Source organism: Ruegeria sp. B11, from assembly GCF_056539785.1.
In genome coordinates this window covers 15,618-30,159 of record NZ_JBQFVO010000007.1, presented here as the reverse complement: position 1 = coordinate 30,159, position 14,542 = coordinate 15,618, and the positions used below count along the sequence as shown (strand labels likewise).

Below are 14,542 nucleotides of genomic sequence, written 5' to 3'. Positions count from 1 at the left end.
AACCATTCGAGACTACTCATTGATTTGCACACGGGGTTTTCCACATGACTGTCCCCATAGTCCTTGCCTCAGGGTCCGTGATCCGCGCGCAGTTGCTCAGAAACGCAGGCGTCCCGTTTTCGGTTCAGATCGCGCGGGTGGATGAAGACACAGCCAAACGCGCCCTGATGGCTGAGGGAGCTTCGCCCCGTGATGTTGCCGATGCGCTTGCCGAAATGAAAGCACGTAAGATCAGTGACAAAGTGCGCGGCGCTATGGTTCTGGGTTGCGATCAGGTTCTGGATTTCGAAGGTCAGATGCTGTCGAAGCCGGAAACACCCGAAAAAGCACTGGCGCAGCTTAAAGCAATGCGCGGCAAGCGACATATGTTGCTGTCGGCGGCGGTGATCTATCAGGATGGTGAGCCCATCTGGCGGCAAGTCGGTCAGGTGCGTTTGCGGATGCGGGCCAGCTCGGATGCTTATTTACGTGATTACGTGGCGCGGAACTGGGACAGTATTCGGCACGCAGTGGGGGCTTATAAACTGGAAGAAGAAGGCGTGCGCCTGTTTGCCACCATTGACGGCGACTACTTTAACGTCTTGGGTATGCCCCTGTTAGAGCTGCTCAATTTTCTGGCCTTGAAGGGAGTGATCGATCAATGACTGAGCATCGCGTTCCTCTGGCCGGCGTGATTGGGCAACCCATCGCACATTCCCGCTCGCCAAAACTGCACGGGCATTGGCTGAAAACCTATGGATTGGTGGGGCACTACATCCCAATGGATGTCGCCCCGGCCGACCTGGAAACCGTTCTGAGGACACTACCCAAGGCTGGGTTTGTTGGGGCCAACGTGACCGTACCGCATAAAGAGGCTGCTTTGCGGTTGGCGGATCATGTCTCGGATCGTGCCTCAGTCATCGGGGCGGCAAATACGCTTGTATTCCGCGAGGATGGTTCAATTCACGCGGATAATACGGATGGCTACGGGTTCATGGCCAATCTTCGCAGCGGTGCGCCCGATTGGAACCCGCAGGATGGGCCTGCGGTTGTATTTGGTGCGGGCGGTGCTGCGCGGGCGGTGCTTCAAGCGCTGGCAGAAGCCGGAGTGCCTGAAATCCTGTTGACCAACCGCACCCGCACCCGTGCGGATCATTTGAAGGAAGAGTTCGGCCAACGGATTACGGTCGTTGACTGGGTGCAGGCGGGAAATGTGATCGAAGACGCAGAACTGGTCGTGAACACCACGTCTTTGGGTATGCAAGGGCAGCCAGAGTTACGCGTTCCACTGGATGGATTGCAACCCGGCGCTGTTGTCACCGATCTGGTATACGCGCCGCTTCAAACGCATCTGTTAAAACAGGCGGAAGAGGTTGGATGTACAACGGTCGACGGGCTGGGAATGTTGCTGCATCAAGCTGTTCCCGGGTTTGAACGCTGGTTCGGTGTTCGCCCCGAAGTGGACGCTGAAACCCGCGCGGCGGCCTTGGCATGAGTTTTGCGCTGGGGCTCACCGGATCAATCGGTATGGGCAAGAGTACGACCGCTCAGATGCTTGCAGATGAAGGCTGTGCGCTTTGGGATGCGGATGCTGCGGTGCATCGGCTCTATACAAAAGGCGGTGCGGCGGTTGAGCCCATGCGGATTACGTTTCCTACCGCCATTGCCGAGGATGCGGTCAGCCGGGATGCATTGAAGCAAATCATTGCGGATAATCCTGACGCGCTAAAAACAATAGAAAAAATCGTACACCCTCTGGTAGCGGCGGATCGCGCCTCATTTCGTTCTTCGTCGTCCGCCGATATCTTGGTATTCGACATTCCGCTGTTGTTTGAAACCGGTGGTGATGCGGCGATGGATGCTGTTGCTTGTGTTTCAATCTCTGCTGAAGAACAAAAAAGACGGGTCATGGCGCGCGGCACGATGAATGAGGCGCAGTTTGAGCAGATTCGCTCCAAGCAAATGCCAAACGAAGAGAAATGCGCGCGATCGGATTTCGTGATTGTCACGGATACTCTGGACCATGCTCGCGCGCAGGTGCAGGATATCGTCAGGCAGATACGGGCAGGGTTGGCAGATGCGTGAGATTGTACTCGATACCGAGACCACAGGGTTTGATCCCGAAAGCGGCGACCGGATCGTCGAGATCGGCGCGGTTGAGCTGTGGAACCACGTAGCCACAGGAGAAACTTATCACGTCTACATCAACCCCGAGCGTTCTATGCCGGAAGAGGCATTTGGTGTGCATGGCATCGGCCCCGACCTGCTGGAAAACCCACGCCCGCCGGAAAAAGGCGAAGTCACGCTGAAGGACAAACCTGTCTTTGCCAAGGTTGGGCAAGGGTTTCGCGAATTCGTGGGTGACGCCAAGCTGGTGATCCACAACGCTTCGTTCGACATGAAGTTTCTGAACGCCGAACTGGGCTGGATGGGGGTGTCGCTGATCCCGATGGATCAGGCAATCGACACGCTGGCCATTGCGCGTAAGCGGTTTCCGGGATCACCCGCTTCGTTGGATGCGTTGTGCCGCCGGTTTGGCATCGATAACTCAAACAGGGTGCTGCACGGCGCGCTGCTTGACTCGGAAATTCTGGCCGAAGTGTATCTGGAGCTGATCGGAGGCCGTCAGCCCGACTTTGGATTGTCAACGTCGGCAAGTGCAGCGTCTGGCGTTGGTGAGGAATGGCGCCCGACAGCGCGACCCGATGCCCTGCCATCCCGGATCACCGAGGATGAGCGCGCAGCGCATCAGAAATTTGTCGAGAAGCTGGGCGAGAACGCCCTGTGGGCCCGCGCCTGACTCGAACCAGACGCGGACCAAAACCTTAGGCGTCAGTTTTCTGCTCTTGAGCGGCGGCCTGACGGCGCGCCAGTTCGTTGCGATAAAGTGCCACGAAATCAATGTTATCCAGGTTGACCGGCGGGTAGCCACCGTCGCGGGTGATGTCGCTGACGATGCGGCGCAGGAACGGGAACAGCATGCGCGGGCATTCGATCATCAGGAACGGATGCATTTGATCCTCGGGCACACCTTCCACGTGGAACAGGCCGCAATAGTCGATTTCGCACAGGAACAGGACGTCTTCCAGGCCCTTGGCCTTGGATGTCAGTTTTAGCTTGATCGAGACTTCATACTGGTGCTCGGTCGTGCGTTTCTTTGCGTCCAGATTGACCTGAACTGAAATCTCGGGCTGTACGTCGCCTGAGACGCCTTTTTGCGCCATGACGTTTTCAAAGGACATGTCGCGAATGAACTGTCCCAGAACGCGCATCTGGATCTGAGGGGCTGCCTGTGCGGCGGTGTTTTCTGCAGGGCTTTCGTCAGCCATGAAACTTCTCCGGAATTGAAATTCGGCACTGCTTAGCAATTTGGGCCGGATAGCTCAATGCTGGTGCGGGCCTTCCACCCACTTCGACGGCTTTCCGGAGTTCTGGCGAGGGCGAACCTCGGTGAATTCGCCATCTATCACATCGTCCTGATCAAACGGGTTTGGCCCCGACCTGAATTGTGCGCCGGTGCCCATTTGAAAATGCGTGATGGTCGCCTTGGACTTGAGATAGCGGAACACTGCGACCCGGATGCCGGGAACAAGCAACGCAAAACCAATGGCATCGGTGAAAAACCCTGGTGTCAGCAGCAAAACACCGGACAGCAAGATCATCGCCCCATGGGCCAGCGGTTCGGTTGGGTCGTCCAATTCGGCAAAGGATCGCTGCAAATTCGCCAGCGCCATGCGACCTTGTGTCCGCACCAGAACCGTGCCCAGAACGGCGGTCAAAACAACAATTGCAAGCGTCGGCCATAGCCCAATCAGACCACCAACCTGTATGAACAGGGCGATCTCGATGATCGGAACCAATAAAAAAGCCAGGAACAAGTACATTTGCGGTATCCTTTAGCATGGTCCGGGCTGTGGACTTGGCCCCGACTGTCACCTACATAGTGGCAGAGGGCAGCGTATACAAAGCCCGGGTTCTGAAAAGAGGACGAAATGAACTCACCCCTGATCCAGCTTCTGGTGCTGGCCGGAATTGCCATTTTCCTGATCCTGCGCTTGAAAAGCGTGTTGGGTACACGCGAAGGTTTTGAGAAACCGCCCCTTCAGCAACAGCCTGATACCAATGGCGCGCGCCGTGATTTCGAAGTGATTGAAGGCGGGCCAGATCACGACATCACCGACCATGTGGCCGAAGACAGTGAACAGGCGCAAACATTGGCCGCAATGAAGCGGGTCGAACCCAGTTTTTCTGTCAGCGAATTTGTTCAGGGCGCGCGCGGCGCCTATGAGATGATCGTTATGGGTTTTGAAAAGGGCAATCTGGACGAAATTCAGCCATTCCTGTCAGAAGAAGTATTCGACAGTTTTGTATCAGTTGTTGCGGATCGCGAAGACAAAGGTCTGACCATCGAAGCCGAATTCATCGGGGTGCGTGAAACCACTCTGGTCGATGCGACCTTCGATAAGGATACCAATCAGGCTGAGATCACCATGCGCTTTATCGGTGAGCTGACGTCAGTCGTGCGCGATCGCGGCGGGGATATTGTCGAAGGCAACCCGAACACCGTCAAACGCCAAAAGGACAGCTGGACCTTTGCCCGTGTCATGGGCGCGGACGATCCGAACTGGCTGCTTGTTGCCACGGACGCATGATTGCAGCGCTCCGGTCGCTATTTCTGGGGGTCGTCATGACCACTGCCAGCGCCGCCGGAGCCGAGGCGACGCGATCCATCCTGTCATTCGATGACCTCGATGGCTGGGCCGCCGACGATCACGGGGCGGCCCTTTCGGTTTTTTTGAACACCTGCGGTGATCTGGACGATCCTGATTGGCAGGCGCTGTGTGGCGTGGCTCAGAGTTATGAACCTGGCGCGGCGCGGGCTTTTTTCGAGCTGTTCTTTCGTCCTGTTCTGGTCGAAGACGGCGATGACGCCCTGTTCACCGGATATTTTGAACCTGAACTGGATGGGTCGAAAACCCCAACTGATAAATACCGCTATCCACTCTACCGGATGCCGCCCGAGGCGCGAGAGGCGGGCAAGTGGCTCAGTCGCCGTGACCTGCTGACCGGTGACGCCCTGACAGGTCGGGGCCTTGAGATAGCGTGGGTCGATGACCCTGTTGAGTTGTTCTTTCTGCAAATTCAAGGCTCGGGCCGGATACGTCTGCCCGATGGCGGTGCATTGCGGGTTGGATATGGCGGTGCGAATGGGCATCCCTATCGCTCGATCGGCGCGGAACTGGTCCGACGGGGTGCGCTGGGCGCGCACCAGGTCAGCGCGCAGATGATCCGGACCTGGGTACGCAAAAACCCTGAAGCCGGGGCTGAGCTGTTACTACACAACCCTTCGTATGTTTTCTTCCGTGAAGTGACGCGTGTCGCGCCCGAGTTCGGGCCGTTAGGCGCCATGAACCGCTCAGTGACCACGATGCGCAGTATCGCGGCAGATCCGGCTTATACACCTTTGGGCGCGCCAGTTTGGGTAGAAAAGGATGGCAAAAACCCGCTGCGCCGATTGATGATCGCACAAGACACCGGATCGGCGATCAAGGGTGCGCAACGTGCCGACATTTTCTTTGGCACAGGGGATGATGCCGGGCAGGCCGCCGGTCGCTTGAAGGATCCCGGTCGTATGGTTGTGCTGTTGCCGATCCAGAGGGCCTACGCCCTGTTACCGGATGAGTTCTGATGACCCGGCGCAAACTGACTGCGGATGAGATCGATTTGTGGCGCAAGGTCGCCAAACAGGCTGAGCGTTTGCACCCCGAACTGCCTCAGACTGTGCACCCCACTACCTTGCCCAAGCCCAAACCGACCAAAACGCCCAAGGCGCGGATCGAAGCCTTTGAACTGGGTCAGACTGCGCCAACCAAACCGTCACGGAATAACCTGAAGCCATCGATCACCGAAGGTTTACGGACAAATCCGGTGCAGATGGACACCAAGTCTTTTGGTCGCATGAAACGCGGCAAGCTCAAGCCCGAAGGCAAGCTGGACCTGCACGGGATGCACATGAGCGCAGCCCATCCCGCATTGGTTCGGTTCATCCTGACCGCACAGGCACAGCGCAAACGGCTGGTGTTGGTCATAACCGGCAAGGGCAAGGACCGGGACGAACCGGGACCCATTCCAACACCGCGTGGGGTCTTGCGCAATCAGGTGCCCCACTGGCTGTCTATTCCGCCACTTGCACAAGCGGTGCTGCAGGTAACACCCGCACATATAAGCCATGGCGGTGATGGCGCCTATTACGTTTACCTCAGGCGCGTCCGTTAGTCGGATCGCTGATTCTAGCTTGTCCGCATGAACCGGATTCGCACGCGAACCCTGCCCTTACCCCTACTGGTTTATTGTTTCTGCAGGTCCCGCAACCCCTGTGATAAGCTGCAGGCGCAATGAAACTTCGTAGCCTTGTCCAAGGCTTGCGAGGTTGTGCTTAACAACACAACCAGAACGGTATGGCAGACAATCGCCGATCCCATCTGATTGCATTGACCCAGCGGTTTCCGATTGCTTACCTTACGTAAAGCGCCCCTGTGGCGCTGATATTTTTATGACGAATTTATGGTGGCCGAATGTTAGGCTCCACTGCCATTTCCCGACCTCAAAGGTCGGAAGCATCCGCCATTTCAGGTGACAATGGCGCCAACAAAGATGTGCTGTCGCTTAATCTGCCGAAAGGCGGTGGCGCGATTTCTGGTATTGGTGAAAAGATCACCTCGAATCCGGTGACCGGGTCTGCGTCCTTGACGATTCCGGTTCCTGTGAGCCCCGGGCGTGGTGGTTTCACACCAGAGTTGCAACTGAGCTATGAGGCTGGCACCAGCAGCGGCATTTTCGGCTTTGGATGGTCACTTTCGCTGCCCGAGATCACGCGCAAAACGGAAAAGGGCCTGCCCCAATACGACGATGCCGCCAGATCGGATGTCTTCCTGATTTCTGGGTCTGAAGATCTGGTGCCGCTGCTCGATTCTCAGGGGGCACAATGGGAAGATCGCGCGCGGTTTCCAGGTGTGACCATCCACAGGTTCCGCCCACGGATCGAAAGCACTTTTGCCCGCATTGAGCGGTGGACAGACGAGGCGTCGGGTATCGCGCATTGGCGTGTCACGTCGCGCGAAAACGTCACTTCGATCTATGGCGCGTCAGGCCTATCAAGGGTGGCAGACCCGGACGACCCCGCCCGTGTATTTCGCTGGTTGTTGTCCGAGACCTTTGACGACAAAGGCAACGCCATCCGATACGAGCATGTCGCCGAAGACGCAGTTGGAATCGATCAGGCGCAGGCGCACGAAGCCAATCGGTCCCGCACAGCCGAGCGGTATCTGAAACGCATCCGCTACGGCAATCGAGTCTCTCGTTTGGTTGATCCGGATGTGAATGCAGGTGGATGGCTGTTCACGGTCGTATTCGATTATGGCGAAGACCACCTGTTGCCAATCGCACCTGATCCCAACGTGGCGGCGGATGCTCAGCATGAGCTTGTACATGCATCCGCTAATCCCGGCCGAAATTGGCAAGTGCGCCCGGACCCCACATCAAGCTACCGCGCGGGCTTTGAGGTTCGGCGCTATCGCCGCTGCCATCGAATTCTGACCTTTCATGATATCCCCGACCTGCCGACGGGCGAACCGGGCTATCGCGGTCTCGTGAAGACAACCGAGTTTTCCTATGACGATTTCACCCCTCCCGGTGCTGACACTGATGACGAGCGTCAGCACCCCGGCAGTACGCGTTATGGCTCATTCCTCATGGCGGTCGCGCAGTCGGGCTTCGCTCCGGACGATACGGTTGCACCGCTCGATGTGAACGGAGCCACGTTCCTCGCCTACAGACGACAGGCAATTCCACCGGTGGAATTCACCTATAGCCGAGCTGAAGTGAACGATATTGTGCACGGCCTTGACCGCGAGCAGACCGAAGGTGCTCCGGCCGGACTTACCGATCCGGCAAACTGGGTTGATTTGGACGGTGACGGTGTTGGTGGAATTTTGACTTCGACCCCAGGTGCCTGGCATTACACTCGCAACCTTGGACCAATGAATGGCACGGCGCGCTTTGCTGCCCCCGTGCTGGTTGCCGAACGGCCTGCATTTGCCGAGTCAGGTCAATGGATGGACCTTGCCGGGGATGGTCGCCCGGATCTGGTGGTAATGGACCGGACAACCCCGGGGTTCCATGAGCGCGACGCGCAATCAGGTTGGTCCGACTTCCGCGCGTTTGAATATTGGCCACATGTAGATGCGTCCAATGACAGCATGAAGATGGTTGACCTGACTGGCGATGGCCTTGCTGACATTCTTCTGACCGAGGACACCGCTTTTGTCTGGCACCCCTCTGAAGGCGAGGCCGGGTTTGGCCCCGCGCGCAGGCAAGCGCAGCCATGGAACGACACTGACGGACCCCGACTTGTGTTTTCCGATCCGGAGGCTGCAATTTTTCTGGCGGATATGTCCGGCGACGGATTGTCTGATCTGGTTCGTATCCGCTGTGGTGAAGTCGCCTATTGGCCCAATTGCGGATATGGGCGTTTCGGCACCAAAGTGGCGATGGACGACGCGCCACAATTTGATCGCCCCGAAATGTTCGACCGCAGCCGCCTGCGCCTGACGGATATCGACGGCTCGGGCACCACCGACATTGTCTATCTGGGTGCAGAAGGTATCGACCTCTATTTCAACATGTCTGGCAACCGGCTTGCACCGCGTCGACGCCTAGGGAATGTGCCGCCGCTTGATACCGAAACTTCGGTTGATCTGCTCGATCTATTTGGAACGGGCACCGCCTGTCTTGTGTGGTCCTCTACTTTGTCCCGCGACGCAGGTCAGCCTCTGCGTTACATCGATCTGATGGGCGGACAAAAACCGCACCTCATGACCCGATATGTCAACAATTTCGGTGGCGAGACCGAATTGCGCTATGCCTCGTCGTCGCGGTTTTACCTGCAAGACCTTTATGAAGGACGTCCTTGGGCCACGCGCCTGCCGTTCCCGGTGCAGGTGGTTGATCGCATCGTCACATATGATCGTGTGGCGCAAACCCGGTTCGTATCTCGCTTTGCCTTTCACCATGGTCATTTCGACGGGGTCGAGCGCGAGTTTCGCGGGTTCGGCATGGTCGAACAATGGGACACCGAGGAATTCGCAGCGCTCTCGTCAGATGCGCTGGGGCCACTGGCATCAAACGAAGACCCGGCATCTCATGTTCCGCCCGTCCTGACCAGAACATGGTTTCATACCGGCGTGTATCTCGACCAAGGTAGTCTGCCCGATGTCTTGGCTGGTCTGCTTGATGGGCAGGATCGTGGGGAATACTGGCGCGCACCCGCTTGGCGTGACGACGATGTTGAAGCGCGGCGACGGCTTTTGCCCGACACGGTGTTGCCACCCGGATTGACAACCGAAGAAACACGCGAGGCTGCGCGCGCGCTTCGCGGCACGGTGCTGCGGCGTGAAACCTATGCGCTCGATGGCAGGGCGGAGCCCGGCTATCCCAATGGTCACCCCTATCAGGTGGTTGAGCAAACGCAGACTGTGCATTTGCTGCAGTCCCGTGGACTCAACCGTCATGCCGTGTTTCTGACCCATGCCCGGGAAAGTCTAACCGCGCATTATGAGCGGATCCCCGATGACCCGCGCCTTCAGCATCAGGTCATACTGGAGGTTGACCCGTTTGGGACTGAACTGCGCCGCGTCGATGTCAGGTATGGCCGGCAAACACCTGATCCGACGCTGACGCCTGAAGATCAGGCGCGTCAGGCGCAGTTACATGCGGTATTACACACGCGGCGCGTCACGGACCTGATCGCGACAGATCAAACCTACCGCGCCTCGGTGTCATGTGAAGAGCAAAGCTTTGAGCTTACCGGCTTAAGCCCAGCGCCGGGTACGCGTTTGTCCTTTGATGAGATCGAGACAGAGGCGAACGCTGCAGCCGATCTTGCTTATGAAGCGACCCCAACCGCGGGTCAGGTGCAGCGTCGTCTGATCGAACACCGCCGTCAGTATTTCAGGGATGATACGCTGACCGGCCCACTGCCGCTTGGCCAGATGGGCAGTTTGGGGCTTTTCCATCAAAGCTTCCAACTGGCCTTCACGCCGGGTCTTGTCACGCAGGTTTATGGAGGCCGCGTTGGTGCAGCCGAGATGGCGCAGGCAGGATACACCGAGATTGACGGTGACGGCCAGTGGTGGCGGCCATCGGACCGTCAGCTTTTGTCGCCCTCAAGCGGTGATACGCCCGCGCAAGAGCTGGCATTTGCACGTCAGCATTTCTTTCGACCACATCGCCTGCGGGACCCGTTCCATCAGCCTACGACACCTACGGAAACAACAGCCCGCTATGACGCTTTCGACCTGCTGATCGAGGAAACGCAGGACGCATTGGGCAATCGCATGTCGGCAGGGGTACGCTCGACCGGTCCAGCTGGCGCAATCACCGAACGCCGACAGGATTATCGCGTTTTGCAAGCCTCGGTATTGACCGATGAGAACGGTAATCGCAGCGAGGTGGTCTTTGACGCCTATGGCCGCGTGACCGGCATGGCCCGAATGGGCAAGGTCGATGGGCCCGACGAAGGTGACAGGCTGGATGGCTTTGATCCGACACTGGTGCCTGCAGCACGCACCCAAGTGCTGACTAATCCGCGTGGACCTGAAGCTCTGGCAGCACTTGGGCGCGCGACAATGCGTTATGTTTATGATCCCTGGGCCTATTATCACTCTCGTGGGGATCCTGTCCCATCACCCGTCATCGGTCTTTCCCTGCATCGAGAGGTTCACGACAGTGATCTTTTGCCGGGTCAAACCACCCCGTTCCTGGCCGAACTTACCTTTACAGATGGGATGGGGCAGGAAATTCAACGCAAGATTCAGGCCGAAGACGGTCCGGTCCCAACGCGTGATAGCTCGGGGAACATCCTGCTGGGACCTGATGGTCGGCCGGTTATGTCCGCATCGCCGTCGCCACGCTGGGTTGGTACCGGCTGGCAAGTGCGTAACAACAAGGGCAATATTGTTCGACAGTTCGAACCGTTCTTCACAGATCGCCCGACCTATGAGTCCGACCTCCGCATCGGTGTAAGCCCAATTTTCTTCTACGACGCATTGGGCAGAGAGATCGGGATTTTGAATCCCGATCATGCATGGAGCAAACACCGGTTTTCTGTTTGGGACCAGACGACATGGGACCCGGGCGATACTGTACTGATTTCGGATCCCGCCCAAGACCCCGATCTTGGCGACCATTTCCGCAGGTTGCCGCAGGCTGCCTATTTACCCACTTGGCACGCGCTGCGCACCGATCCGGCGCAAGCGCAGGCGTTGGCGACCCGTTTCCCCGATCCCGAAGACCGGCAGCGCGCCACTGAGGCTGCATCGAAATCGGCGCTTTATGATGACACACCGATGCGGGCATTGGCGGATACCCGTGGTGCGCTGATCGCGCGCCTCACCACGAACCGCACTCTCTACAGCAACACGGCCCCGGGCACCCTACCGACCGAGACACTCCACCGCGTTGCGACCGAAATCGATATCGAAGGCAATACGCGCCGAACCTGGGATGAGCTTGGGCGCGAGGTTCAGCGTACCGCTTTCGACATGCTCAGCACCGCCATTCGGACCGACAGTATGGAGGGCGGTACCCGTTGGCGGCTATCGGATGTAAATGGCGAAACGGCGTTTACGTGGGATGCGCGCGACCACCGGCTGCGCCACGAATTCGATGTATTGCGCCGACCCATCGCCACTCATCTAAGCATCAATGCGGTTCCTGAGCTGCGGATCGATGAAACGGTCTACGGAGAATCGCTGCCGACACCCGAAGCCCTGAACCGCCGCAAACGCATTGCGATCAGCCGCGACCAATCCGGCACGATGGAAATTCTGGCCCATGATTTCAAAGGCAACCCAATCCGCAGCCAGCGGCAACTGGCGCAGGAGTTTCGCACCACGCTCGATTGGGCCGCACCCGTGGCGACTGAGCCCGAGATTTTCGCAGGGCAAACCCGCTTTGACGCGCTGGACCGTCCGGTTCAACTGGTGCCGCTGCAACCGCAAGGGCCGGGCGCGCGCATCCAGGTTGTGCAGTACCGCTATAACCCGTCCTCGCGGCTTGATCGGGTGGACACCTGGCACGCACGACCCGCGGCACCTGACACTTTGTTGGATCCCGCCACTGCGGATCATGCCGTGGTCTCAAGCATTGCATATAACCCTTGGGGCGACCGCGAACGCATAACCTATGGCAACGCGGTTGAAACAGAAATCCTGCATGATCCGTTGACCCGTCTCACCGAACGCATCATCACCCGGCGCGAAGCAACGGGTTTTGGCTCGGACTGTCCGACACCGCCAGTTGCAGGCTGGCCAGGATGCCACTTGCAGGCGCAGCATATTATCTACGATGTGTCTGGCCACGTGACCCACATCCGCGACAGCGCGCAACAGCAGATCTTTTTCCGTAATCGCCGTGTTGATGCCTCTAACGACTATACATTTGATGCCTTGCATCGATTGATCGAGGCGACGGGCCGCGAACATCTGGGCCAGCAAGGCGGCGCACCCGGCGCCCACAGCTATAACGATGCCGCGCGAACTCGGCTGCCACACCGCAGTGATGGTTTCGCCCTTGGCCGGTATCTTGAGCGTTTTCACTATGACATTGCGGGCAACTTGATTGAGATGCGCCACCGGGGCTCTGATCCCGTGGCACCCGGTTGGACGCGGACTTACACCTATGGTGAGGACAGTGCCCTGTCTGCGGGGGTACCTTCGAACCGCTTAACTCAGACATCGGTCGGTGCTGTGAATGATATCATCAGTCAGGGCGGTGATGGCTATGATGCGATGGGCAACATGCTGCGCCTTTCCCATCTGGATCAGATTGAATGGGACCATGATAACCAACTGCGCATGTGCCGCCGTCAGGCGATTGGACCCGATGATGCGGATGGTCTGGCCCACCAAGGGGACCGCACTTTCTTTGTTTATGCCGCCGATGGAGCCCGCATCCGCAAGGTGACGGAAACCGTCGCAGGGGCTATCCGGCGCGAGACAATCTCGCTGGGCGGGTTCGACATAGTCCGCGAAACGGGGGCAAACCCGCGTACGCGTGAGACACTGCATGTGGGTGACGAAGCCGGTCGCATCGCATTGGTTGAGACCACGATCGCGGGTAGCACCGTCAGCCGTGTCATTCGGTTCCAGCACAGCAACCATGTTGGCAGCGTAGGGATTGAACTGGATCAGAACGGCGAAGTTCTGTCTTACGAGGAATACAGCCCCTTCGGCAGCACCACTTACCAAGGCGTTGCCACTGCAGGTCTGGGGCCGAAGCGGTTCCGATACACAGCGATGGAGCGGGATGCCGAAACCGGGCTCACCCACCACGGTGCGCGCTATGCTGCCCCCTGGCTTGGCCGATGGATCAGTGCCGATCCCATCGGTATCGAAGGTGGGCTGAACCTGTATGCCTATGCTTATAACAACCCGGTTACGCTTAACGATCCCGAGGGCACGGCGCCGCCCTCAGTACCCGCCGGAGGACTTGAAGTTGCTTCGTTGCAAAAGGGTCTTGAGACGCTTGATGAACTGGCAACGCATGTCAGAAACACCGAAGGCAGCGTTCAGGAATTTGCACTGATCAAGGAAAACAACACGTTCAAGATACTGAAAGGTACGGCCTCAAGACCCGAAGTCTCGATCCCCAAAGGTACAACGGCCATCGCGCATACGCATCCGCCCGGTGCCATGGTTTCCTTTGCCGACGTCAATACCACCCATGCCCAAGGTGTAAAAGTTGCCGGGGTTCGATCTCATCTCGTGGCGCATGGCAATGGCAATTGGACACTGATCGAGATTCCGAAACAGGGCAACGGTATGCTTACCTCATTCAACACCAATACTGGTATGATTGACGGCACCGTGCAGGTCTATCGCCCCGGCGCTGCACCGAAGAATGCGGTTATGGTACAACAGCTCGATACCATACGCGGGGTGAACAAACCGGGTAAGATCACCTCGATCTCGAAATTGGCCAAGGCGCTGAAAGGCAGCAAGGCCGTGTCGCACACCCTGTCCGGGGGCCGCGCCATCCTGGGGGTCATGGGCCGTGGGCTCATGGTGATCGGTATGGCGGCCAGCGGCATTCAGGTTGGCACAGGGATCACTCAAATCGCCGAAGGCGAGACCGGCGTTGGCACTGCAAATGTGGTCGAGGGCACGGCCTCGGGCACGCTCAACGTGGTCTCGGTGTCGGGCAAGCTCGTCACGGGTGGTGGTGCCGGATCGGTCCTTGCCGCCGGGCTCGCAGCTTTCGGCTCAATTGCACTGGCCGGAACCGAAGCTCGCTCCGCAATCAAAGGCGAAAAAACCGCCGCGCGCGAAGCGGCCGATTTTTGGGTGGACGAAATCGACGCAGGCCATCGTCAGGGCGGCGTTGGCGGCTTCTTCCGACGGTCCGCTGGATACCTTGGCCTGGGCGCGGCAGGCACGATGTCGATCCTGCAAGGCCAGGGCATCAAAGGCCATTTGAAATGGTGAACGCAGTTGTCAGAAAGGGT

Annotated in this window: 10 protein-coding genes; 8 read left to right on the top strand and 2 right to left on the bottom strand. The window is 58.2% G+C overall.

Features of this window, described 5'->3' with window-relative positions:
* Positions 1–44: 44 nt before the first annotated feature.
* Genes ACR0I1_RS18440 through dnaQ form a run of 4 tightly spaced genes read left to right on the top strand, consistent with a single transcriptional unit; the run spans position 45 to position 2,779 of the window.
* Entirely contained in the window at positions 45–644 is a 600-nt protein-coding gene (locus tag ACR0I1_RS18440) for a Maf family protein (protein WP_480707497.1), read from the top strand.
* On the top strand, positions 641–1,474 hold the full coding sequence (locus ACR0I1_RS18435; RefSeq protein WP_170515525.1) for a shikimate dehydrogenase: 834 nt from the start codon (positions 641–643) through the stop codon (positions 1,472–1,474). Before ACR0I1_RS18440 ends, ACR0I1_RS18435 begins: the two co-directional genes overlap by 4 nt.
* Complete coding sequence (coaE, locus tag ACR0I1_RS18430) at positions 1,471–2,064, top strand: dephospho-CoA kinase (RefSeq protein WP_480707496.1); 594 nt, start codon at positions 1,471–1,473, stop codon at positions 2,062–2,064. The genes ACR0I1_RS18435 and coaE overlap by 4 nt, the downstream gene beginning before the upstream one ends.
* The gene (gene dnaQ / locus ACR0I1_RS18425; protein ID WP_170515530.1) at positions 2,057–2,779 is read left to right on the top strand and encodes a DNA polymerase III subunit epsilon; all 723 of its coding nucleotides are present in this window, start codon (positions 2,057–2,059) and stop codon (positions 2,777–2,779) included. The genes coaE and dnaQ overlap by 8 nt, the downstream gene beginning before the upstream one ends.
* A 25-nt stretch (positions 2,780–2,804) precedes the next feature.
* Here dnaQ and secB read toward each other — a convergent pair whose 3' ends face one another.
* Both secB and ACR0I1_RS18415 read right to left on the bottom strand, forming a co-directional pair.
* Entirely contained in the window at positions 2,805–3,308 is a 504-nt protein-coding gene (gene secB, locus ACR0I1_RS18420; protein ID WP_170399455.1) for a protein-export chaperone SecB, read from the bottom strand.
* A gap of 54 nt (positions 3,309–3,362) precedes the next feature.
* On the bottom strand, positions 3,363–3,863 hold the full coding sequence (locus ACR0I1_RS18415; RefSeq protein ID WP_170399458.1) for an FxsA family protein: 501 nt from the start codon (positions 3,861–3,863) through the stop codon (positions 3,363–3,365).
* A 108-nt stretch (positions 3,864–3,971) separates the two neighbouring features.
* Between ACR0I1_RS18415 and ACR0I1_RS18410 the strand changes: the two genes are divergently transcribed.
* The 4 genes from ACR0I1_RS18410 to ACR0I1_RS18395 all read left to right on the top strand — a co-directional run bounded on the left by ACR0I1_RS18410 (position 3,972) and on the right by ACR0I1_RS18395 (position 14,522).
* On the top strand, positions 3,972–4,631 hold the full coding sequence (locus tag ACR0I1_RS18410) for a Tim44/TimA family putative adaptor protein (protein WP_170399461.1): 660 nt from the start codon (positions 3,972–3,974) through the stop codon (positions 4,629–4,631).
* Entirely contained in the window at positions 4,628–5,668 is a 1,041-nt protein-coding gene (mltA, locus tag ACR0I1_RS18405) for a murein transglycosylase A (protein WP_170408811.1), read from the top strand. Before ACR0I1_RS18410 ends, mltA begins: the two co-directional genes overlap by 4 nt.
* Positions 5,668–6,255 carry a Smr/MutS family protein gene (locus ACR0I1_RS18400; protein ID WP_170399466.1) on the top strand — a complete coding sequence of 196 codons (588 nt, stop codon included), beginning with the start codon at positions 5,668–5,670 and terminating at the stop codon, positions 6,253–6,255. The genes mltA and ACR0I1_RS18400 overlap by 1 nt, the downstream gene beginning before the upstream one ends.
* A 299-nt stretch (positions 6,256–6,554) precedes the next feature.
* A complete protein-coding gene (locus ACR0I1_RS18395; protein WP_480707495.1) occupies positions 6,555–14,522 on the top strand; it encodes a SpvB/TcaC N-terminal domain-containing protein in 7,968 nt (2,655 codons plus the stop codon).
* Positions 14,523–14,542: the final 20 nt, after the last annotated feature.

What these genes read in the sequence shown, in the direction of transcription:
- coaE (WP_480707496.1), top strand. Translation starts at nt 1,471, where the DNA reads ATGAGTTTTGCGCTGGGGCTCACCGGATCAATCGGTATGGGCAAGAGT.
- secB (WP_170399455.1), bottom strand. Translation starts at nt 3,308, where the DNA reads ATGGCTGACGAAAGCCCTGCAGAAAACACCGCCGCACAGGCAGCCCCT.
- ACR0I1_RS18410 (WP_170399461.1), top strand. Translation starts at nt 3,972, where the DNA reads ATGAACTCACCCCTGATCCAGCTTCTGGTGCTGGCCGGAATTGCCATT.
- ACR0I1_RS18435 (WP_170515525.1), top strand. Translation starts at nt 641, where the DNA reads ATGACTGAGCATCGCGTTCCTCTGGCCGGCGTGATTGGGCAACCCATC.
- ACR0I1_RS18415 (WP_170399458.1), bottom strand. Translation starts at nt 3,863, where the DNA reads ATGTACTTGTTCCTGGCTTTTTTATTGGTTCCGATCATCGAGATCGCC.
- ACR0I1_RS18400 (WP_170399466.1), top strand. Translation starts at nt 5,668, where the DNA reads ATGACCCGGCGCAAACTGACTGCGGATGAGATCGATTTGTGGCGCAAG.
- mltA (WP_170408811.1), top strand. Translation starts at nt 4,628, where the DNA reads ATGATTGCAGCGCTCCGGTCGCTATTTCTGGGGGTCGTCATGACCACT.
- dnaQ (WP_170515530.1), top strand. Translation starts at nt 2,057, where the DNA reads ATGCGTGAGATTGTACTCGATACCGAGACCACAGGGTTTGATCCCGAA.
- ACR0I1_RS18440 (WP_480707497.1), top strand. Translation starts at nt 45, where the DNA reads ATGACTGTCCCCATAGTCCTTGCCTCAGGGTCCGTGATCCGCGCGCAG.
- ACR0I1_RS18395 (WP_480707495.1), top strand. Translation starts at nt 6,555, where the DNA reads ATGTTAGGCTCCACTGCCATTTCCCGACCTCAAAGGTCGGAAGCATCC.